The sequence below is a fragment of the Streptomyces sp. AC602_WCS936 genome (genome assembly GCF_019049125.1).
Lineage (GTDB): Bacteria > Actinomycetota > Actinomycetes > Streptomycetales > Streptomycetaceae > Streptomyces.
This window is the reverse complement of sequence record NZ_JAGMUF010000129.1, coordinates 13,090-33,458: the sequence shown is the minus strand read 5'-3', so window position 1 is coordinate 33,458 and position 20,369 is coordinate 13,090. Positions and strand designations below refer to the sequence as shown.

Here is a 20,369-nt window from a genome sequence, read left to right as displayed (position 1 = left end):
TACCCGAAGACTTACGAGAGTCCGCCATGTACGAGCTGTCCCGGGTCCGTCTCTACTCGATCGGACCCGCCGGTGCGCGCTACGCCGACACCGTGCTTGACCTGCGCGGTGTGGGCGAGCCCGTGCCCGACCCCGCCCCCACGCAGGCGGAGTTCTTCGAGGAGGAGCCGGTCGGCCCCCCGCGCCGCCCCGCGCCCGCCGGCGTGCTGTTCCTGGAGAACGGCGGCGGCAAGTCCGTGCTGCTCAAGCTGATCTTCTCGGTGATGCTCCCCGGCCACCGCAACACCCTGGGCGGCGCCAGTTCCGGCGTACTGCGCAAGTTCCTCCTCGCCGACGACTGCGGACACGTGGCGCTGGAGTGGCAGCACGTGCAGACCGGCGAGTGCGTCGTCGTCGGCAAGGTCAGCGAGTGGCGCGGGCGCCAGGTCTCCAGCGACCCGCGGAAGTTCGCCGAGGCCTGGTACTCCTTCCGGCCCGGCCCCGGACTGACCCTGGACAACCTGCCCGTCGCCGAGGCCACCGCCGTCCGCCCGCCCGTCGAGGGCGTCTCGGGCGCCCAGGGACGCCGGCGCACCATGAAGGGCTTCCGGGACGCCATCACCGAGGCCTCGAAGGCCTACCCGCACCTGGAGGTGCACTGGGAGGAGATCCACGACCGCTGGATCGAGCACCTCGGCGACCTCGGCCTGGACCCCGAACTCTTCCGCTACCAGCGCGAGATGAACGCCGACGAGGGCGAGGCCGCCGGCCTCTTCGCGGTCAAGAAGGACTCCGACTTCACCGACCTCCTGCTGCGCGCCGTCACCGACACCCGCGACACCGACGGACTCGCCGACCTGGTCGGCGGCTTCGGCAACAAGCTGGGCCGCCGCGCCGAACTGATCGCCGAACGCGACTTCACCGCCGGGTCCGTCGACCTCCTCGGCCGGATCGTCGAGGCCACCGACGCCCGCGCCCGCGCCCGCGACATCCACACCGCCGCCGAACGCCGGACCAGGACCCTCGCACGCCGGCTCTCCGCGCGCGGCGCCCGGGAGCGCGTCCGGGCCGGCGACCTCGCCCAGCGGGTCACCGCCGCCGCCCACTCCGTCACGCACGCCGAGTCCGCCCGGGACCGCAGCGCCCTCGTCGCCGCCGAACTCGCCTACCGGCACGCCTCGCTGGCCCTGACCGCCGCGGAGAAGTCCGCCGCCGCGCAGAAGCGCGAACTCGCCGACGCCCGTACCCTGCACTCCGCCTGGCAGGCCGCCGAAGCCGTCCTGCGCCACCGCGCCGCAGCCGACCGCGTCGCCCGCGTCTCCGCCGCCATCCAGGAGGCCGAGCGGGACGCGGCCCCCGCGCTCGCCGCCCGCGCCAAGGCCGCCGTCGACCTCGTCCGCGCCCTGCACGCGGCGGCCGGCAAGGCCGAGCACCACGCCAACGAGGAGGAGGAGCGTTCCGCCGCCCTCCAGGAGGTCAGCGACACCGCCCACCGGGACGCCACCACCGCCGCCACCGAGGCCCAGCGCGCCCGCAGCGAGGCCGGGCACCTGCGCCAGCGCCTCACCGAGGTCGAGCAGGAGACCGCCGAGGCGGTCCGCGCCGGCTGGCTCGACGACAGCGCACCCGACGCCGACCCCGCGAGGGCCGCCCTCGCGGCCAGCGACGCCGAGAAGACGACCGTGGAGGCGTGGGACACCGCCCGGGAGGCGGCCCGCCGGGCCACCGAGCACGCACGCGAGGCAGCCGCCGCCGAGAGCCGCGCCGAACTGACGGCGGCCCGCGCGGCCGACGCGGCCACCGCGGCCAGGAACGCCCACGAGACCGAGCGCCGCACCGCCGAGTCGCTTGCGGCCGAGGAACGCCTCGCCGACCTGCTGGGTCTGGCCGCCGGTTCCCGCCCCGGCATCCCGCAGCCCCGCCAGGACACGGACGGCGGCGATCCGGCCGCCGTACACCACACGGCCGACGGAGCACTGACCGCCGAAGAGCTCGACCGCTTCGCCGACGAACTCCGCGAACTGCTCGACGACACCGTCTCCTCCGCCGAACGCCAGCTGTTCGACCTGCGCACCGCCGCCGCCGACGACTCCCGCATCCTCGGCGCCCTCGGCGACGGCGGACTGCTGCCGCCCGGCCCCGACGTGCTGGCCACCGTGGAGTTCCTGGGCGAGCACGGCATCCCCGCCCTGCCCGGCTGGCGCTACCTCGCCCAGGCCGTCGACCCCGCCGACCACGCGCGCGTGCTCGCCGCCCGGCCCGAACTGGTCGACGGCGTGATCATCACCGACCCCGACTCGCACACCCGCGCCCGCGAGGTCCTCGGCGACGCGGCCCTGCTGCCGCGCTCCGCCGTCGCCGTCGGCACGGCCGCCGCCCTGCTCGCGCCCACCCCGGCCCCCGGCTCCGGCACCGACACCGGCGATGTGTTCCTCGTACCGCCGAACCCCGCCATGCACGACGAGCACGCCGCCGACGAGGAGCGGCAGACGCTGCGTGCGCGGGCGACGGAGCGGGACGAGGAGATCCGCACCCTCGCCGCGCGGCTCGGCAAGGACCGGGAGCTGGCGGCTCGGCTCGCCTCCTGGCGCACCGGCTGCCCGGCCGGACGCCTCGCCGAACTGGCCCGGACCTCCGAGGAGGCGCAGGCTTTCGCCGAGGAGACCGAGGCCGAGCTGACCGAGGCGCGCACCGCGCGGGCCGAGGCCGAGGAGAGTGCCGCCGAGGCCGTACGGGTGCGCGACGAACGGCAGGAGGCCGCGCAGAAGGCCCGGCGCGCCGCCGACGCCCTCGCCGGGCTCGCCTTCCGGCTGCGCGAGCGCGCCGGCTGGCAGGCCAGGCTCCGCGAACTGGCCGACGAGGGCACCGAGGCCGAGGCCCGCGCGCAGGCCTGCCTGGAGCGGGCCCGCGCCGCCGACGAGGACCGCCGCGCCGCCCAGCGCGCCGCCGACGACGCCCGCCGCACCGCCCGCGCGCTGCGCGCCGAGCGCGCCGAGATCGCCGGCGCCCCCGACGACGTACCGGAAGAGGCACCCGGGGACGGCACGGACGCGCCGAAGGCGAAGGCGTCCCTGCCGGACCTCCGCGAGGCCTACCGGGCCGCCTCCCAGGTGTACGAGAAGGTCGGCGTCGGCGCCGATCTGCGCGCCGAGCAGGCCCGGGCGGAGAGCGACGAGAGCGCCGCCCGCGCCGAACTGGACCGGCTCAGCAACAAGGTCCGCACCCGGGCCGCCCAGCTGCTGGAGTCGCCCGACGGCTCCGACGGACCCTCCCGGCAGGCTGCCGCCGCCCGCGCGGAGGAGCTGGTCCAGCTCCTGGAGACGCGGATGTCGCACGCGAGCGAGCAGCTCGGCCGGCTGCGCGGCGAGGCCGAACGCCACGCACCCGAGGACGGCGACGCCCACACCGAACTCCCCGAAGAGCTCCTGCCGCGCGACGCCGAACACGCCCAGGCCCTGCTGCGCACGGCGACCGCCGAACTGGCCTCCCACACCGAGGCGCTGTCCCAGGCCCGCGAGGCCCACGCCGGACTGCTCGACGCCCACCGGGCCGCCGATGACGCGGCCGGCGGCTTCGACGAGGTCGCCGCCATGCTCCGCGACCTGCTGCGCGAGCACCCCGAGGACGAGCAGGAGGAGCCCGAGCCCTACCCGGACACCATGGAGCAGGCCCGCCGCGCCGCCGCCGAGGCCCGCCGCTCCCTGCGCGGCTGCGCCGCCGACCTGTCCGCCGCCGAGTCCGCCGTACGCGAGGCGAGCGACGTCCTCGTCCGGCACGCCAACTCCACCCGGTACGAGCAGGTCCGCACGCCCGCCCGCCAGCAGATCCGCGAACTGCCCGCCTCCGCGCTGCCCGAGCACGCTGCCAAGTGGGCCGAGGCCTTCGAGCCCCGCCTCCGCGTCCTGACCGACGAACTGGCCCAGCTCGAACGCAACCGCGACTCGATCGTGGACCGGCTGCGCGGCCTGGTCGAGTCGGCCCTCGCCACCCTCCGTTCCGCCCAGCGGCTGTCCCGGCTGCCCGAAGGCCTCGGTGAGTGGTCCGGGCAGGAATTCCTGCGCATCCGCTTCGAGGAACCCGACCAGGCGACTCTCACCGAGCGCCTCGGCGAGGTCGTCGACGAGGCCACCCGGGCGGCCGTCAAGAAGAACTCCGACCTGCGCCGCGACGGCATGTCCCTGCTGCTGCGCGGCGTCGCCGCCGCCCTTCAGCCCAAGGGCGTCGCCGTCGAGATCCTCAAGCCGGACGCCGTACTGCGCGCCGAGCGCGTCCCCGTCGGCCAGATGGGCGACGTCTTCTCCGGCGGCCAGCTGCTCACCGCGGCCATCGCCCTGTACTGCACGATGGCCGCGCTCCGCAGCAACGACCGGGGCCGCGACCGGCACCGGCACGCCGGCACCCTGTTCCTCGACAACCCCATCGGCCGCGCCAACGCCACCTACCTGCTGGAACTCCAGCGGGCCGTCTCCGACGCGCTCGGCGTCCAGCTCCTCTACACCACCGGCCTCTTCGACACGACCGCGCTGGCCGAGTTCCCGCTGGTCATCCGGCTGCGCAACGACGCCGACCTCAGGGCGGGCCTGAAGTACATCAGCGTGGAGGAGCACCTGAGGCCGGGCCTGCCCCAGCCGGTCCCGTCCGGTGAGGGCGAGGGCGAGACGGTGCACAGCGAGATCACGGCCACGCGGATGTTCAAACGGCCCGCGCAGTCACCGGCCTAGGGGAGGTCTCCGCCGAGCCGCCCGAGCAGCCACTCGTGGAAGACCCCGATGTGATGCTCGGTCGGCACCAGCACGCCGCCCGCGCGGTAGGCCCGGGACGACATCGCCGGCTGGGTCCGCTCGCAGGCCGCGAAGTCCTGGACGTTGACCCGGTGGAACAGCTCGACCGACTTCGACAGGTCGGCCCCGGACGCCACGACCTCGGGCGCGTACAGCCAGTCGCACTCGACCACCGTGCGATCCTCGGCCATCGGGAACATGCGGTGCAGGATCACGTGGTCCGGCACCAGGTTCACGAAGACCGTCGGCCGCACGGTGACGGCGTAGTACCGCCGGTCCTGGCCGTCCGACACCTCGGGCAGCCGGCCGAAGCCCTCGCTGCCGTCGACCGTGAAGCCCCGCACCCCCTCGCCGAACTCGGCACCGTGGCCCACGTAGTACTGGGCCGCGTAACCGTCGGCGAACTCGGGCAGCACGTCGGTGAGTTCCGGGTGGATGGTCGCGCAGTGGTAGCACTCCATGAAGTTCTCGACGATCAGCTTCCAGTTGGCCCGTACGTCGTACGTCACGCGCCGGCCCAGCGCCAGCCGCTCCGTCCCGTACCGCTCGATCGCGGCCGGGTCGCCGAGCCGCTCGACGGCCGCGCCCCGCACCGTCTCCTCGAAGGAGGGCGGCTCGTCGGCCAGGCACACCCAGGCGTAGCCGAGCCATTCGCGCAGGGCGACCTCGACCAGGCCGTACGCGGAACGGTCGACGTCCGGCATCTTCGTCAGGTTGGGCGCGGCGACCAGCCGGCCGTCGAGGTCGTACGTCCAGGCGTGGTAGGGGCACTGGAGGGTGCGCCGCACCTCGCCGGACTCCTCCAGGCAGAGCCGGGCGCCACGGTGCCGGCAGATGTTGAGGAAGGCGCGCAGCCCGCCGGTTCGGGTACGCGTGACGATCACGTTCTCGCGGCCGACCTGCACGGTGCGGAAGGCGCCGGGCCGCTCGAGGTCGGCGCCGCGCACCGCGCAGACCCACATCGCCTCGAAGACGTGCCGCTGCTCCTGACGGAAGACCTCCGGGTCGGTGTAGTAGCGGCCCGGAAGCGTCGAGATGAGGCTGGGGGACAGGGGAGTCGTCGTCACGTGCGTACTCCTCGGAGGGGATCGAAGAGGCCGATGGGGTGCGCGGTGGTGCCGGTCAGGGCCAGGTCGGCCAGGATCTCGCCGACCACGGGCACGAACTTGAAGCCGTGTCCGGAGAAACCGCAGGCGACGGTGACCGATCCGGGGTGCGCGGGGTGCCGGGCGATGACGAAGTGCTCGTCGACGGTGGTGGTGTACATGCAGGTCGCGGCCTTGAGGAAGGTCCCGGGCAGGTCCGGGACGCGGGTGGACATGTGGTCCGCCATCGCCTCGACCTCGTGGTCGTGCACGGTGCGGTCGATGGTCTCCGGCGTGGTGGCGTTTCCCTTGCGGAAGAAGGCGACCTTGGCGCCTTGCCCGGGGCCGTCGATGGCCGGGAACCCGTAGACCTGGACGCCGGCCGCGTCCTCCCAGACGTAGATGGGCTGGCGCCCCGGGCGGAAGGGGCGGACTCCGTTCCTCGGCTGGAACCAGTACATGACCTGGCGTTCGACCGTGAACGGCACCTCCAGGTCGGCCAGCAGCCGGGGCGCCCAGGCCCCCGGGCACATCACCAGCTGTGCGGCGGTGTAGGTGTTGTCGGCGGTGTGCACCCGCACGCCGTCCCGGTACGGCTCCCAGCGCGTCATCGGTTCGTCGAAGTGCAGGTCGGCGCCCTGCCGGGTGGCGAGCTGGAGGTGGGCGGCGACCGTGTTCTCCGGGCGCAGCAGGCCCGCCTTGGCCTCGTACAGGGCGACCTCGTCGGCCGCGGGCGTGAGCGTGGGGAAGCGGCGGCGGATCTCCCGGGCGTCCAGCAACTCGTGCGGCAGGCCCCACTCGCGGGCCGAGCGCAGCGAGCCGGAGACGGTCCACGAGTCGGGCCGCCCGACCATCACGCCGCCGCACAGCAGGGCGATGTCCCGGCCGGTGTCCCGCTCCAGCTCCTCGTACAGCTCGTAGGCGCGCAGGAGCAGCGGCACGTAGGCCGGGTCCTCGAAGTACGACTGCCGGGTGATCCGGGAACCGCCGTGGCTGGAGCCGCGGTTGTGCACCGGGCCGAACTTCTCCAGTCCCAGCACGCGGGCGCCCCGCGCGGACAGGTGGTGCGCGGCGGCGCTGCCCATGCCGCCGAGGCCGATGACGATCACGTCGTAGGTGGGGGACAACGGAGGGCCCTCCTAGCGATTCTGGTGTCCGGGGCTTGGCTTTCCCGGTGTCCTGGCGGGCTAGCGGCGGATGCGGGACATCTGCGGGTCGAAGAGCGGCTCTTCGGCGACCGTGGCGGGCACCTTCTCGCCGAAGTACTCCACGTGCACGCCGGTTCCGGAGGCCAGACCGGCCGGCAGCCAGGCGTAGGCGACACAGCGGCCGAGGGTGTAGCCGTACGAGGCGCTGGTCACGTAGCCGACGGGCACGCCGTCGACGTGCACGGGCTCCTTGCCGAGGACCACGGACGCCGGGTCGTCGAGGAGGAGGGGCGTGAGCCGCCGGACCGGCTCGCCCCTGCGTTCCAGCGCCGCCTTGCCGACGAAGTCGGCCTTGTCGCGGCGGACCGCGAAACCGACGCCCGCCTCGTACGGGGTGTGCTCGTCGGTCATGTCGGCGCCCCAGGCCCGGTATCCCTTCTCCAGGCGCAGGGAGTTGAAGGCTGACCGCCCGGCCGCGATCACCCCGAGGTCCCGGCCGGCCTCCCAGAGCGTGTCCCAGAGCCGGAGCCCGAGGTCGGCCGTGGTGTACAGCTCCCAGCCCAGCTCGCCGACGTAGCTCAGACGCAGCGCCGTGACGGGGACGTGGCCGACGTACGTCTCCTTGGCGCGGAAGTAGCCGAACGCCTCGTGCGAGAAGTCGTCCGGGGTGAGCGGCTGGACGAGGTCGCGGGCGAGCGGGCCCCAGACGCCGACGCAGCAGGTGCCGGCGGTGACGTCCCTGATGTGGACGTCGGCGGGCGCGTGCCGGAGCAGGTGGTCGAGGTCGGCGGGGGAGTTGGCGCCGACCTGGAAGCGGTCGGGCGCGAGGCGGGCGACGGTGAGGTCGGAGCGGATGCCTCCGGTCTCGTCCAGGAGGAGGGTGTACGTGACCGCTCCCGGCTTCTTGCGGAGGTTGTTGGTGGTCATGCGGTCGAGGAAGCTGAGGGCTCCGGGGCCCGTGACCTCCAGGCGGCGCAGCGGGGTCATGTCGTACAGCGCGACCTTCTCGCGGGTGGCCAGCGCCTCGGCCGCCGCGACGGGGGACCAGTGCCGGGCCGACCAGGCGTCGCGCGCGGGGAGCCGCAGGCCCTCGGCGAGGCCGGCGTTGGCCTCGTACCAGTGCGGGCGCTCCCAGCCGCCGCCCTCCAGGAAGTGGGCGCCGAGCTGCTGCTGCCGGGCGTGGAAGGGGCTGACCCGCAGCGGCCGTGGCCCGTCCATCGGCTGGAGCGGATGGACGACGTCGTACACCTCGACGAACTGCTGTGAGCCGCGCTCACGCACGTACGCCGGTGAACGCTGCGCTTCCTCGAAACGCGTGAGGTCGCACTCGTGCACGTCGATCTCCGGCCGCCCGTTCACCATCCACTCGGCGACGGCCTTGGCGACACCGGCCGAGTGGGTCACCCAGACGGCCTCCGCCAGCCAGAAGCCGCGCAGCGTGCGGGATTCGCCGAGGACGGGCATGCCGTCCGAGGTGAAGGAGAAGACGCCGTTGAAGCCCGACTCGATCCCGGCCCCGCGCAGTGCGGGCATCAGCCTGCGGCAGTCCTCCCAGCTCGGCGCCCAGTCCTCCGCGGTGAAGGGGTAGGACGAGGGCATGTCCATGTTCCGGGAGCGGGCCTCGTCGTAGGCGGGGACGGCGAACGGGTCGACGGGCAGCGGCCGGTGGGCGTAAGAGCCGATGCCGAGCCGGTCGTGGTGCTCCCGGAAGTACAGGTCGCGGTCCTGGAAGCGGAGGATCGGCTTCGAAGCCTCCGCCGTGGTGCCGCTCAGCTCCGGCAGCGGACCGGTCCTCGCGTACTGGTGGGCGAGGGGTTGCAGGGGGACGTCGACCCCGGCCATGCGGCCGACGACCGGCCCCCAGAAGCCGGCCGCGGAGACGACGTGGTCGGCGGGGAAGGTGCCCCGGTCGGTGACGACCGCGGTGACCCTGCCGTCCTGCCGTTCGATGCCGGTGACCGTGTGACGGTCCAGGAAGCGGGCGCCCCGCGCGGTGGCGCGGTCCAGCTGGGCGCGGGACGCGTGCAGGGCGTGGGCCAGGCCGTCCCCGGGGGTGTGGAAGCCGCCGAGGACCACCGACTCGTCGAGGAGCGGCCAGAGTTCCTTGCAGCGGGCGGGGCCGACCACCTCGCCCGTCACGCCCCAGGCGGCGGCGTGCCCGGCCCGGCGGTGCAGGTCGGCCAGGCGCTGTGGGGTGGTGGCCAGTTCCAGGCCGCCGACCTGCCGGAAGCACGGCCCGCCGTCCGCTTCCAGGGACGTGAACTTCTCGACGGTGTACTGGGCGAACGCGGTGAGGGTCCTGGACGGGCTGGTCCGGAAGACCAGGCCGGGGGCGTGGGACGTCGAGCCGCCGGGGGCGGGCAGCGGGCCCTGTTCGAGGACGGTGACGTCCCTCCAGCCGCGGGCGGTCAGCTCGTCGGCGAGCGAGCAGCCGACGATGCCGGCGCCGATGACGACCACGCGGGGAACGGGCCGGGGGACGGGGGCGCTCGACCAGGGGCTGCGGGCGCTCACAGGACCACCACCGAGCGGAGCACCTCGCCGCGGTGCATCTTGGCGAACGCCTCCTCCACCCCGTCCAGTGAGGTGGTCTCCGAGACGAAGGCGCCGAGGTCCAGTTGCCCGTGCAGGTACTGGTCGACGAGGAACGGGAAGTCGCGGCTCGGCAGGCAGTCGCCGTACCAGGACGACTTGACGGCGCCGCCGCGGGAGAACACGTCGATGAGCGGCAGCTCGACCGTCGTGTCCGGTGCGGGCACGCCGACCTGGACCAGTACGCCCGCGTGGTCGCGCATGTAGAAGGCCTGGCGGAACGTCTCCGGGTGCCCCACGGCGTCGATCGCGAGGTCCACGCCGTGGCCGTCGGTGAGGGCGCGGACCGCCTCGACGGGGTCGGTGCCGCGGGAGTTGACGGTGTGCGTGGCGCCGAACCGCTCGGCCCGGTCCAGTTTGCCGCCGTCGACGTCGATGGCGATGATCTTCACGGCGCCGTTCAGGGCAGCGCCCGCGATGGCCGCGTTGCCGACGCCGCCGCAGCCGATGACGGCTACCGAGTCGCCGCGGCCGACGTCGCCGGTGTTGACCGCGGCCCCGTAACCCGCCATCACGCCGCAGCCGATCAGGCCGGCCGCCTCGGGCCGGGCCGCCGGGTCGACCCGCACGGCCTGACCCGCCGCGACCAGGGTCTTCTCGGCGAAGGCGCCGATGCCGAGGGCGGCGGTCAGCGGGGTGCCGTCGGGGAGCGTCATCGGCCGGGCGGCGTTGCGGGAGTCGAAGCAGTACCAGGGGCGGCCACGGCGGCAGGAGCGGCACGCGCCGCAGGGGGCGCGCCAGGCGAGGACGACGTAGTCGCCCGGCTTCAGGTCGGTGACGCCCTCCCCGACCGCCTCAACGGTGCCGGCCGCCTCATGGCCCAGCAGGAACGGGAAGCCGTCCGTGATCGCGCCCTCCCGGTAGTGCAGGTCCGTGTGGCAGACCCCGCACGCCTGCACGGCGACGAGGACCTCGCCTGGGCCCGGGTCCGGGACGACGATCGTCCGCACCTCGACCGGTGCGCCCTTCTCGACAGCGACTACGGCGCGGACCTCGTGTGTCACGACAAGCTCCTCTGCTGTTGCGCAGTGCACGATGGGTTGCGCTATGAGGAACATAGTGGGAAGGCCGGAGAGCGGCCGTCAAGAGGTGCGTGACAACCCCGGGAAGAACCTTTTCAGGGCCGTGCCGCGCCACGCGGGCGCGTGCCCGGTCAGCCGCCGTATCCCATGCGGCGGGACAGTTCCACCCCGGCCGCCAGGGTCCGTTCGGCCAGGTCCGCGAGGCGCTCCGGGGTCAGCCGGTACACCGGACCCGAGACGCTGATCGAGGCGATCACCTTGCCGTCGTGGGAGCGTACGGGCGCCGCCACGGCGGCGAGCCCGATCTCCAGTTCCTCCTGCGTGATCGCGTAGCCCTGGTCCGCCACGGTCGCCAGCTCGCCGCGCAGCACCGCCGCGCCGGTGACGGAGTGCTCGGTGAACCGGTGCAGGGGGCGGGCCAGCAGGCCTTCGCGCAGGGTGGTCGGCAGGTGGGCCAGCAGTACCTTGCCGCTGGCGGTGGCGTGCAGCGGGGTGCGCCGGCCGAGCCAGTTCTGCGCCGTCACCGAGGCGGTGCCGCGCGCCTGCATGATGTTGACCGCCGCGTCGTCGTCGAGCACCGCGATGTTCGACGTCTCGCCCAGTTCGTCTGCGAGTTCGCGGCAGACCGGAACGCCCTCCTGCGAGATGTCCAGCCGCACCGCCGCCGCCCCCGCGAGCCGCAGCACGCCCGCCCCCAGGTAGTACTTGCCGCGCTCCTTCTCCTGGGCCACCAGACCGCGGTTCTCCAGGACGCCGAGCAGGCGGAAGGCGGTGGACTTGTGCACGTCCAGCTCGTCGGCGATCTCGGTGACGCCGGCCTCGCCGTGCCGGGCGAGGATCTCCAGGACGCTCACGGCGCGGTCCACCGACTGCACGCCGCTCGCCGCGCCTCTGCCGGCCTGCTTGTTCTCCACGTGGTCCTCACCATGGTCGGACTGCTTGTGTGTGCGGGGCATGGCTCGACTCCCACCGCCTGACGGCCCATTCGGGCCGCGTCCGCGGGAAGCCCTTGACGCCAAGGGCGCCCGCCCGGATTCTGTTGCGTATAGCGCTCTCCAGTGCGCCATGTGAAACATCATGTTACCGAAGCGTCCGGATCGCGGAAGGGTACGCGTGCCGACCCCTCCCCGCCATGCGGTCCGTACCGAGAGGGGAGCCCATGATTCCCGTCTGCCGCCTCGAAGACCTCCCTAAGGGTGAGTCCGTCCGCGTCGCGACCAGTCCGCCGATCGCCGTCTTCCACACCGACGACGGCGACCTCTACGCCATCGACGACACGTGCAGCCACCAGGACGCCTCCCTCTCCGAGGGCTGGCTGGAAGGCTGCCTGGTCGAGTGCCCGCTGCACGCCGCCTCGTTCGACCTCCGCACCGGCCTGCCGACCTGTCTCCCGGCCCGCCGGCCCGTCCGCACCCACGGCGTCGTCGTCGAGGACGGTGTGGTCCATGTCCGTCTCGCCGCGCAGGAGGGCAGCGCCGCATGAGGACCGTCGCCGTCGTCGGCGCCTCCCTGTCGGGCCTGTACGCCGCCCGGGAACTGCGGGCCCAGGGCTTCGACGGCCGCCTCGTGATCATCGGCGACGAACCCCACCACCCCTACGACCGGCCTCCTCTCTCCAAGGACTTCCTCACCGGCCGCGCCGACGAGGAGCGACTGGCCCTCACCGACAGCGAGGAGACCGCCGGACTGGACGCGGAGTGGCTGCTCGGCGTGCGCGCCCGCGGCCTGGACGCCCGCGGCCGTACGGTGCTGCTCGACGACGGCCGCACCGTGTCCGCCGACGGTGTCGTCGTCGCCACCGGCGCGTCGGCCCGGCGCCCCGCGGTCCGCGACCTCGCCGGCCTCCACACCCTGCGGACCCTGGACGACGCCCGCGCCCTGCGTGCGGAGCTCACCCGCGGCCCCCGCCGGGTCGTCGTCGTGGGCGGCGGCTTCATCGGCGCGGAGACCGCCTCCTCGTGTGCCGCCCTCGGTCACACCGTCACCGTCGTCGAAGCAGCCCCGCTGCCACTCGTGCCCCAACTCGGCGCCGACATGGCCGCCGTGTGCGCCGCGCTGCACCGCCGCGCCGGTACGGAACTGGTGACCGGCGCGACCGTCACCGCGCTGCGCGGTACGGCCGCCGTCACCGCCGTGACACTCTCCGACGGCCGCACCCTGCTGGCGGACGTGGTGGTCTTCGGCATCGGCGCCGTGCCCAACACCACCTGGCTGGCCGGTTCGCCGCTGGTACTGAACGACGGAGTCCTGTGCGACGACGGCTGCGTGACGTCCCTGGCGCAGGTGGTCGCCGTCGGCGACGTGGCCCGCGTCGGCGGCACCCGCGCGGAGCACTGGACCTCCGCCACCGGGCAGCCCCGCGTCGCCGTGACCAACCTGCTCGCCGGGCGAACCGTGCGGAGCGCCGGAGAGGTGCCGTACTTCTGGTCCGACCAGTACGGCGCCCGCCTCCAGTTCACCGGCCGACGCCGGCACGGGGACAGCGTCCGCATCACCGAGGGCGGGATCACCGACGGCGCTCCCGGCGCGGACGGATTCCTCGCCCGCTACGAACGGGACGGCCGGACGACCGCGGTGCTCGCGGTGGACCGACCGCGCTCCTTCACGCGGGCCCGGCGCGAACTCGCCCGAGAGGCCGAACTGGTCCGACCCGCCGAGCCGTGAACGGAGCCCTCCCGAGGCCCGGCCGGCTCAGGGGTGCGACAACTGCCCCGCGCCGCCCCGCCCGCGTATCCGCTCCTGCGCCCGCTCCGCGGACCGGGCCTGCCGCCTCGCCCGTCGCCGCTCGCGCCGCATCGCCCGCGCGGTGCTGCTCGGCACGGACACCACGCCGTGCCGCTGGTTCCAGACCTGCCGGGTCACCCACACGTCCAGCACGCCCCACGTGGCCACCACCGTGCCCGCCACGCTGCCGAGCACCATGGGGAACGCCAGCCAGGACCCGGCCAACGTGCACAGGAAGGCCACCATCGCCAGGATCAGCGTCACGGCCGCGACCAGCACCGCCCGCACGGCCGCCGTACGCACCGGATCCGGCAGCCGGCGCCGCCGTGCGGGCTCCTCCGTCCACAACGGCCGGTAGGCCGGCCGCTCCTCACGCTCTCCGTGCCGGTCCGCCCGAGTCCGCCGCTCCTGCCCCGGCGTATCCGGTTCCGCCGCCTCCGGGCCCACCGCCGGAATGTCGCGATCCGGCTCCTCGCGCGCCGAGCGGGCCGTCGACCCGGCCGCACCACCGTCCTCGGGCGCCTTGCGCCGCTCCGCCGTGCCCATCACCATGTCACTCCCCACCGCCTGCAGACCGCTCGCCCGTGTCCGAGGACACGGCTCCCCTCTGGCTGCCCGGCTTGCGCTGCTTTACGCCGCCCGGAGGCGGGATGCGGCTCCTGTGGCCGATTCCGCCTCCATTTCCCGTAGTGAAGGACGAACGACGACCGCTCAAGATTCCCGAGAAGCCCGCCCGGCCGAAAAAATCCGGCCAACCCACCCGCTCTCCCGGCAGGGCGCCCCACTCCGTCCGCCGTCGGATCCCGGTGGGCAATCTCCCGCAATGGCCGGACAACTGACCATCGCCGTACAGTGGTGCGGAGGTTCGGGTTCCGGACAGGTCTTCGAGTTACCTGTGTGTCAGTAGTAGGCTCGCGCCGTTTGTTGACGCACATGTGTACCCCCTGCCGGTGGGGGACGAGCTGGGGGAGGCCATGCGCTTTCGCGGGAAGTCGATCCGCCGGAAGATCGTGGCGCTGCTTCTCGTGCCGCTGGTCTCCCTGACCGCGATCTGGGGCTTCGCCACCGTGCTCACGGGACGCGAGGCGAGTCGCCTGTTCGACGTCACCACCGTCGTCGAGGAGATCGGCTACCCGGTCGAGGACACCATCCGCGTCCTCCAGCAGGAACGCCGCCAGACCCTCGTCCACCTCGCCGACCCGCGCGCCTCCGACGGCCTGGCCGCCCTGGAGCGCAGCCGCACCGCCACCGACGAGGCCGTCGCCGAGATCCGCCGGGGCGCCGCGGACGCCGACGTGCGCGACGCGATGGGCCAGGCCGAACAGGAGCGGCTCACCGCCGTACTGGACGCCTTCGACGGCATCGGCTCGCTGCGCCGCAGCGTCGAGGACGGCACCGTCGACCGCGCACAGGCCCTCGGCCTCTACAACCGGCTCGTCGACCCCTGCCACGAACTGCTCGCCAACCTCCACGTCATCGACGACGTGAACCTGGACAAGCAGTACCGCGCACTCGTCAACGTCTCCCGCGCTCGCGAGCTCCTCTCCCGCGAGGACGCCCTCCTCGGCTCCGCCCTGGTCACCGGCCGGCTCACCCGTGCCGAGGCCCGGGACGTCTCCGACCTCGTCGCCCAGCGGACGATGACGTACGACATCAACCTCCCGCTGCTGCCCGCCGCCGAACGCGGCCGCTACCAGCGCTTCTGGAAGAACGCCGCCTCCGCCCCCCTGCGGACCGCCGAGCAGGCGGCCGTCTCCACCGAGGCGGGCATGCCCCGCGGCGTCACCGCCCAGAGCTGGGACACCGCCGCCGGCAGTGTCCTCGACGAACTGGGCGACCTCGACGACCACGCCGCCGACCGCTACCAGGACCGCGTCGACCCGGTCGCGACGAACACCATCGCCAAAGTGGTCGTCGCCGGCGCCCTCGGCCTGATCGCCCTGCTGTTCTCCCTCTTCCTGTCCGTGCGCGTCGGCCGTTCCCTCATCCGCGACCTCAGGCAGCTGCGCCTGGAGGCCCACGAGGCGTCCGGCGTCCGCCTGCCCGGCGTGATGCGCCGCCTCTCGGCGGGCGAAGAGGTGGACGTCGAGACCGAGGTGCCGCGCCTGGAGTACGACAAGAACGAGATCGGCGAGGTCGGCCAGGCCCTCAACACACTCCAGCGCGCCGCCGTGGAGGCCGCCGTCAAGCAGGCCGAACTCCGTGCCGGCGTCTCCGAGGTCTTCGTCAACCTCGCCCGGCGCAGCCAGGTCCTGCTGCACAAGCAGCTCACCCTGCTGGACACCATGGAGCGCCGCACCGAGGACACCGAGGAGCTCGCCGACCTCTTCCGCCTGGACCACCTGACCACCCGCATGCGCCGGCACGCCGAGGGCCTGGTCATCCTCTCCGGCGCGGCCCCGTCCAGACAGTGGCGCAAGCCGGTCCAGCTCATGGACGTGGTGCGGGCCGCCGTCGCCGAAGTCGAGGACTACGAGCGCATCGAGGTCCGCCGGCTGCCCCGCATCGCCGTCACCGGCCCGGCCGTCGCCGACCTCACCCACCTGGTGGCCGAACTCCTCGAGAACGCCACGGTGTTCTCCCCACCGCACACCGCCGTACAGGTCCTGGGCGAGCGCGTCGCCAACGGCTTCACCCTGGAGATCCACGACCGGGGCCTCGGCATGGCGGCCGACGCCCTCCTCGACGCCAACCTCCGGCTCGCCGAGACACCGGAGTTCGAGCTGTCGGACACCGACCGGCTGGGCCTGTTCGTCGTCAGCCGGCTCGCCCAGCGGCAGAACGTCCGGGTGTCCCTGCAGCCATCCCCGTACGGCGGCACCACGGCGGTCGTCTTCGTCCCCGACGCGCTCCTGACGGACGACGCCCCGGACACCAACGGCGTCGGCTTCCGTCTCGACCGCCCGCAGCACGTGACGGAGAAGGAGCGGGAGGAGAACCGCCGTTCCGCCCTCGCCCACGTCCCCGCACGGCTACCGGGACGGCCGTCCCCGTTGCTGGACGGACCGGTGGAACTGGAGGCGCCCGTCGACCTGGACGCGCTCGACGACCTGCCGGGCGGGCTCGGCGACCAGGACAGCGAACGGGGCGGCCTGTTCCGCCCGCGCCGCTCCCTCGTCGCCGCGGACGACGACCCGCCGGCTGCCCGCCGCTCGGACGGGCGAAGCCAGAACCGGGACGACGACGCCGCGTCACCCCGGGGCGAGGAGGAGGCGGCGAGCGGGCCGGTCGCGCTGCCCCGCCGCCGGACCCCGAAACTGGTCAGCTCGCACGGGCGGCCGGTCCCCGAACGGACCGACCGGGACGACGTGGACGAGACGCCCGCAAAGGACTCGGCCCGGCGGGGAGCCCGGACGACGCCGCAGGAACGACCGGACGAGCCCCCCGCGCTCCCGGCCCGCCGACGGCGCGAGAACCGCGCCGGCGACCGTACCGGCGGCCGGGGCAGCACCGGCACCGACCGCGCGGAGACCGACGCGCTGCCGTCCCTGCCGGGCCGCCGCCGCGGCGCGTCTCCCACGCCCGGGGGCTCTTCGGCACACGACGGCGAGCACCGCACCGAGGGCACCGACCCCGCACCCGGCACCCCGGACACACCGCCCGCTGAACCAGGGACGGGCGCCCTGCCCCGGCGCGTACGGCAGGCCAACCTCGCCCCCCAGCTGAGGCAGAGCACCGAAAGACCTGCCGAGAACCGCCCGGACCCCGCCGACCGGGACGCCGAGGAGGTACGCAGCCGCATGGCCTCGCTCCAGCGCGGCTGGCAGCGCGGCCGCCAGGAGAACGCCACGGGGGACGACGTCCCCGGCGGCACGGCACCACAAGCACCACGAGGAACGACTAAGGGGGACGGTCGATGACCGCACCGAAGGCGACCGGCCAGACCACCACCAAGTCCGGCGAGCTCAACTGGCTCCTCGACGACCTGGTGGACCGTGTCGCGAGCATCCGCAAAGCCCTCGTCCTGTCCGGCGACGGACTGGCGACCGGGGCCTCCAAGGACCTGACGAGGGAGGACAGTGAGCACCTGGCGGCCGTGGCGTCCGGCTTCCACAGCCTCGCCAAGGGAGTGGGCCGCCACTTCGAGGCGGGCAGCGTCCGGCAGACGGTCGTCGAACTCGACGACGCCTTCCTGTTCGTCACCGCGGCCGGCGACGGCAGCTGCCTCGCCGTCCTCTCGGACGCCGACTCCGACGTCGGCCAGGTCGCCTACGAGATGACCCTCCTCGTGAAGCGGGTCGGCGCGCACCTGGGCACCGCCCCGCGCACCGATCTGCCCTCGAGTGGGTAAGTAGGATGACATGAGCGCAGACGGTCAGGGAAGCAACCACTGGTTCGACGACGAGGCCGGCCCCGTCGTCCGTCCGTACGCCATGACGCGCGGCCGCACCTCCAGTGCGGGCCAGCACCGCCTCGACCTGATCGCGGTGGTCGTCACGGAACCCCACGCGGACGACCCGGAGGCGGACGTCACGCTCGCCCCGGAGCACGTGGACATCGTCGGACTGTGCCGGCACACGCCCCTGTCGGTCGCCGAACTCGCCGCCGAACTGGACCTGCCCGTCGGGGTCGTACGGGTTCTGGTCGGTGACCTCGTGGACAGCGAACTGGTCCACGTGAACCGGCCCGTGCCCCCGGCCGAACTGCCGGACGAGGGCATCCTGCGCGACGTGATCAACGGACTGAGGGCACTGTGAACCGGCATGGGAGCGCCGCGAACCGGCCCGGGGACACGGCAAGCGGCACGTTAAGGAGAAGAGATCGATGATCTTCGGGCGTTCTCAGCGCGGCAAGCCGCCGGTCGAGCCCGTCACGCTCAAGATCCTGGTGGCCGGCGGCTTCGGCGTCGGCAAGACCACCCTCGTCGGCGCGGTCAGCGAGATCCGGCCGCTGCGCACAGAGGAACTGCTCACCGAGGCCGGGCGGCCCGTCGACGACGTCAGCGGGGTGGAGGCCAAGCACACCACCACCGTGGCCATGGACTTCGGCCGGATCACCCTGCGCGAGGACCTGGTCCTGTACCTCTTCGGCACGCCCGGCCAGGAGCGGTTCTGGTTCATGTGGGACGAGCTCTCCGAGGGCGCGCTCGGCGCCGTCGTCCTGGCCGACACCCGCCGCCTGGAGGACTGCTTCGCCGCCGTCGACTACTTCGAACGCCGCTCCATCCCGTTCCTGGTCGGCGTCAACTGCTTCGAGGGGTCGGCCCGTTACCCGGTCGAGACCGTCCGCCAGGCCCTGGACCTCGACGCGGACGTGCCACTGGTGATGTGCGACGCACGCGACCGGGAGTCGGTCAAGGAGGTCCTCATCGGAGTGGTCCAGCACGCCATGGCCCAGGCCGCGGACCGCCGCCGGGCCGTCGCGACCTGACGGCCTCCGGGGGCGGACGATGCGCCCGGGGCACGGAAAACGTGCCGCACGCGCGCGTGCCCGAGTCCGCCCGCCGACCGGCCGTCGTCCGCCCGCGGGCTAGCCGTCGCCGTCCTCCAGCCAACCGAAGCTCTTCTCCACCGCCTTGCGCCAGTTCCGGTACTCCCGGTCCCGCACCGACGCCTCCATGGCGGGCGTCCACTCGGCGTCCGGGCGCCAGTGCGCCTTGAGCTCGTCGAGGCCGTTCCACACACCGGTGGCCAGCCCGGCCGCGTACGCGGCGCCCAGGCAGGTCGTCTCGGAGACCCGGGGCCGGATCACCGGCACGCCCAGGACGTCCGCCTGGTGCTGCATCAGCAGACCGTTCCCCGTCATGCCGCCGTCGACCTTCAGGGTCGTGATGCGCACCCCGGAGTCCTGGTACATGGCGTCCACGACCTCGCGCGTCTGCCAGCTCGTGGCCTCCAGCACCGCTCGCGCGAGGTGCGCCTTGGTGACGTACCGGGTGAGCCCGGTGACGACCCCGCGCGCGTCCGAGCGCCAGTAGGGGGCGAACAGGCCGGAGAAGGCGGGCACGATGTACGCGCCGCCGTTGTCCGCCACGCTCGCCGCCAGCGGCTCGATCTCGTCGGCGCTGCGGATGATGCCCAGCTGGTCGCGGAACCACTGCACCAGGGCCCCCGTGACGGCGATCGACCCCTCCAGGCAGTAGACGGGCGGCTCGTCGCCGATCTTGTAGCCCATCGTGGTCAGCAGCCCGCTCTTCGACGGCACCGGCCGCTCACCGGTGTTGAGCAGCAGGAAGCTGCCCGTGCCGTAGGTGTTCTTCGCCGTGCCCACGTCGTAGCAGGCCTGGCCGAACACGGCCGCCTGCTGGTCGCCCAGGGCGGAGGCCACGGGGACGCCGGCGAGCTGCCCGACGGCCGTGCCGTACACCTCGGCGGAGGACCTGATCTCCGGGAGCACGGCCTCGGGGATGTTCATGGCCGACAGGATGGACGGGTCCCACTCCAGGGTCCGGAGGTTCATCAGCATGGTGCGCCCGGCGTTGGTCACATCGGTGACGTGCCGGCCGCCGTCGGTGCCGCCGGTGAGGTTCCAGATCAGCCAGGAGTCGATGGTGCCGAAGGCGATCTCGCCCCGCTCGGCGCGGGCCCTGAGCCCGGGCACGTTGTCGAGCAGCCAGGCCGCCTTCGGCCCGGAGAAGTAGCTCGCCAGCGGCAGCCCGGTCTGCTCGCGGAAACGGTCCTGCCCGTCCGTGCCGCCCAATTGGCGGCACAGCCCGGAGGTGCGCGTGTCCTGCCACACGATGGCGTTGTGCACGGGCTTGCCGGTCGCGCGGTCCCACAGCACGGTGGTCTCGCGCTGGTTGGTGATGCCCAGCGCGCTGAGCTGGTCGGCGCGCAGTCCGGCCTTGGCGAGCGCTCCCGCGACCACCGCCTGCACCTTGGACCAGATCTCGGTGGCGTCGTGCTCCACCCAGCCGGGCTTGGGGAAGATCTGACGGTGCTCGCGCTGGTCCACGGCGACGATCGCGCCGTCCCGGTCGAAGACGATGCAGCGGCTCGAGGTGGTGCCCTGGTCGATTGCGGCGACGTACTTGGCGGAGTGGTCCGTCATGGCTACCCCTTGGGCTTGGCCGGTGGTGGAGGAGTGCTGCGGCGGCCG

The 20,369-nt window shown here is 73.6% G+C and carries 14 protein-coding genes; 7 read left to right on the top strand and 7 right to left on the bottom strand.

What is annotated here, in order from left to right; all coding sequences use genetic code 11:
- Window positions 1–26 precede the first annotated feature (26 nt).
- Window positions 27–4,700 (top strand): hypothetical protein, encoded by a 4,674-nt coding sequence (locus KUM03_RS34940; RefSeq protein ID WP_217254583.1) that lies wholly within the window; start codon window positions 27–29, stop codon window positions 4,698–4,700.
- Here KUM03_RS34940 and KUM03_RS34935 read toward each other — a convergent pair.
- The 5 genes from KUM03_RS34935 to KUM03_RS34915 all read right to left on the bottom strand — a co-directional run bounded on the left by KUM03_RS34935 (window position 4,697) and on the right by KUM03_RS34915 (window position 11,563).
- Window positions 4,697–5,827 (bottom strand): aromatic ring-hydroxylating dioxygenase subunit alpha, encoded by a 1,131-nt coding sequence (locus tag KUM03_RS34935; RefSeq protein WP_217254582.1) that lies wholly within the window; start codon window positions 5,825–5,827, stop codon window positions 4,697–4,699. The two genes, KUM03_RS34940 and KUM03_RS34935, sit on opposite strands and share 4 nt — an antisense overlap.
- Window positions 5,824–6,972 carry an N-methyl-L-tryptophan oxidase gene (solA, locus tag KUM03_RS34930; RefSeq protein WP_217254581.1) on the bottom strand — a complete coding sequence of 383 codons (1,149 nt, stop codon included), beginning with the start codon at window positions 6,970–6,972 and terminating at the stop codon, window positions 5,824–5,826. The genes KUM03_RS34935 and solA overlap by 4 nt, the downstream gene beginning before the upstream one ends.
- A gap of 60 nt (window positions 6,973–7,032) precedes the next feature.
- Window positions 7,033–9,507, bottom strand: coding sequence for an FAD-dependent oxidoreductase (locus tag KUM03_RS34925; RefSeq protein ID WP_217254580.1), 2,475 nt, complete (start codon window positions 9,505–9,507; stop codon window positions 7,033–7,035).
- Window positions 9,504–10,589, bottom strand: a complete 1,086-nt coding sequence (locus KUM03_RS34920) for an S-(hydroxymethyl)mycothiol dehydrogenase (RefSeq protein ID WP_217254579.1) — start codon at window positions 10,587–10,589, stop codon at window positions 9,504–9,506. The genes KUM03_RS34925 and KUM03_RS34920 overlap by 4 nt, the downstream gene beginning before the upstream one ends.
- Window positions 10,590–10,738: 149 nt before the next feature.
- A complete protein-coding gene (locus KUM03_RS34915) occupies window positions 10,739–11,563 on the bottom strand; it encodes an IclR family transcriptional regulator (protein WP_254400343.1) in 825 nt (274 codons plus the stop codon).
- A 203-nt stretch (window positions 11,564–11,766) separates the two neighbouring features.
- Here KUM03_RS34915 and KUM03_RS34910 point away from each other — a divergent pair, with 203 nt between their 5' ends.
- Together KUM03_RS34910 and KUM03_RS34905 are read left to right on the top strand one after the other, a co-directional pair.
- Window positions 11,767–12,090, top strand: coding sequence for a bifunctional 3-phenylpropionate/cinnamic acid dioxygenase ferredoxin subunit (locus tag KUM03_RS34910; RefSeq protein ID WP_217254578.1), 324 nt, complete (start codon window positions 11,767–11,769; stop codon window positions 12,088–12,090).
- Complete coding sequence (locus KUM03_RS34905; RefSeq protein ID WP_217254577.1) at window positions 12,087–13,271, top strand: NAD(P)/FAD-dependent oxidoreductase; 1,185 nt, start codon at window positions 12,087–12,089, stop codon at window positions 13,269–13,271. Before KUM03_RS34910 ends, KUM03_RS34905 begins: the two co-directional genes overlap by 4 nt.
- 27 nt (window positions 13,272–13,298) lie before the next feature.
- Here KUM03_RS34905 and KUM03_RS34900 read toward each other — a convergent pair whose 3' ends face one another.
- Complete coding sequence (locus KUM03_RS34900) at window positions 13,299–13,877, bottom strand: hypothetical protein (RefSeq protein ID WP_302185927.1); 579 nt, start codon at window positions 13,875–13,877, stop codon at window positions 13,299–13,301.
- A 428-nt stretch (window positions 13,878–14,305) separates the two neighbouring features.
- Between KUM03_RS34900 and KUM03_RS34895 the strand changes: the two genes are divergently transcribed.
- The 4 genes from KUM03_RS34895 to KUM03_RS34880 all read left to right on the top strand — a co-directional run bounded on the left by KUM03_RS34895 (window position 14,306) and on the right by KUM03_RS34880 (window position 18,701).
- Complete coding sequence (locus KUM03_RS34895; protein ID WP_217254774.1) at window positions 14,306–17,191, top strand: nitrate- and nitrite sensing domain-containing protein; 2,886 nt, start codon at window positions 14,306–14,308, stop codon at window positions 17,189–17,191.
- Window positions 17,188–17,622: a roadblock/LC7 domain-containing protein gene (locus tag KUM03_RS34890; protein WP_217254575.1), complete on the top strand. Its 435-nt coding sequence runs from the start codon at window positions 17,188–17,190 to the stop codon at window positions 17,620–17,622. Before KUM03_RS34895 ends, KUM03_RS34890 begins: the two co-directional genes overlap by 4 nt.
- Before the next feature lie 10 nt (window positions 17,623–17,632).
- Window positions 17,633–18,028 (top strand): DUF742 domain-containing protein, encoded by a 396-nt coding sequence (locus KUM03_RS34885; RefSeq protein ID WP_073730731.1) that lies wholly within the window; start codon window positions 17,633–17,635, stop codon window positions 18,026–18,028.
- Window positions 18,029–18,095: 67 nt separating this feature from the next.
- Window positions 18,096–18,701 (top strand): ATP/GTP-binding protein, encoded by a 606-nt coding sequence (locus KUM03_RS34880; protein ID WP_217254574.1) that lies wholly within the window; start codon window positions 18,096–18,098, stop codon window positions 18,699–18,701.
- Between the two features lie 99 nt (window positions 18,702–18,800).
- On the opposite strand, the gene glpK is transcribed toward KUM03_RS34880, so the two are convergent.
- On the bottom strand, window positions 18,801–20,321 hold the full coding sequence (gene glpK, locus KUM03_RS34875) for a glycerol kinase GlpK (RefSeq protein ID WP_217254573.1): 1,521 nt from the start codon (window positions 20,319–20,321) through the stop codon (window positions 18,801–18,803).
- Window positions 20,322–20,369 lie beyond the last annotated feature (48 nt).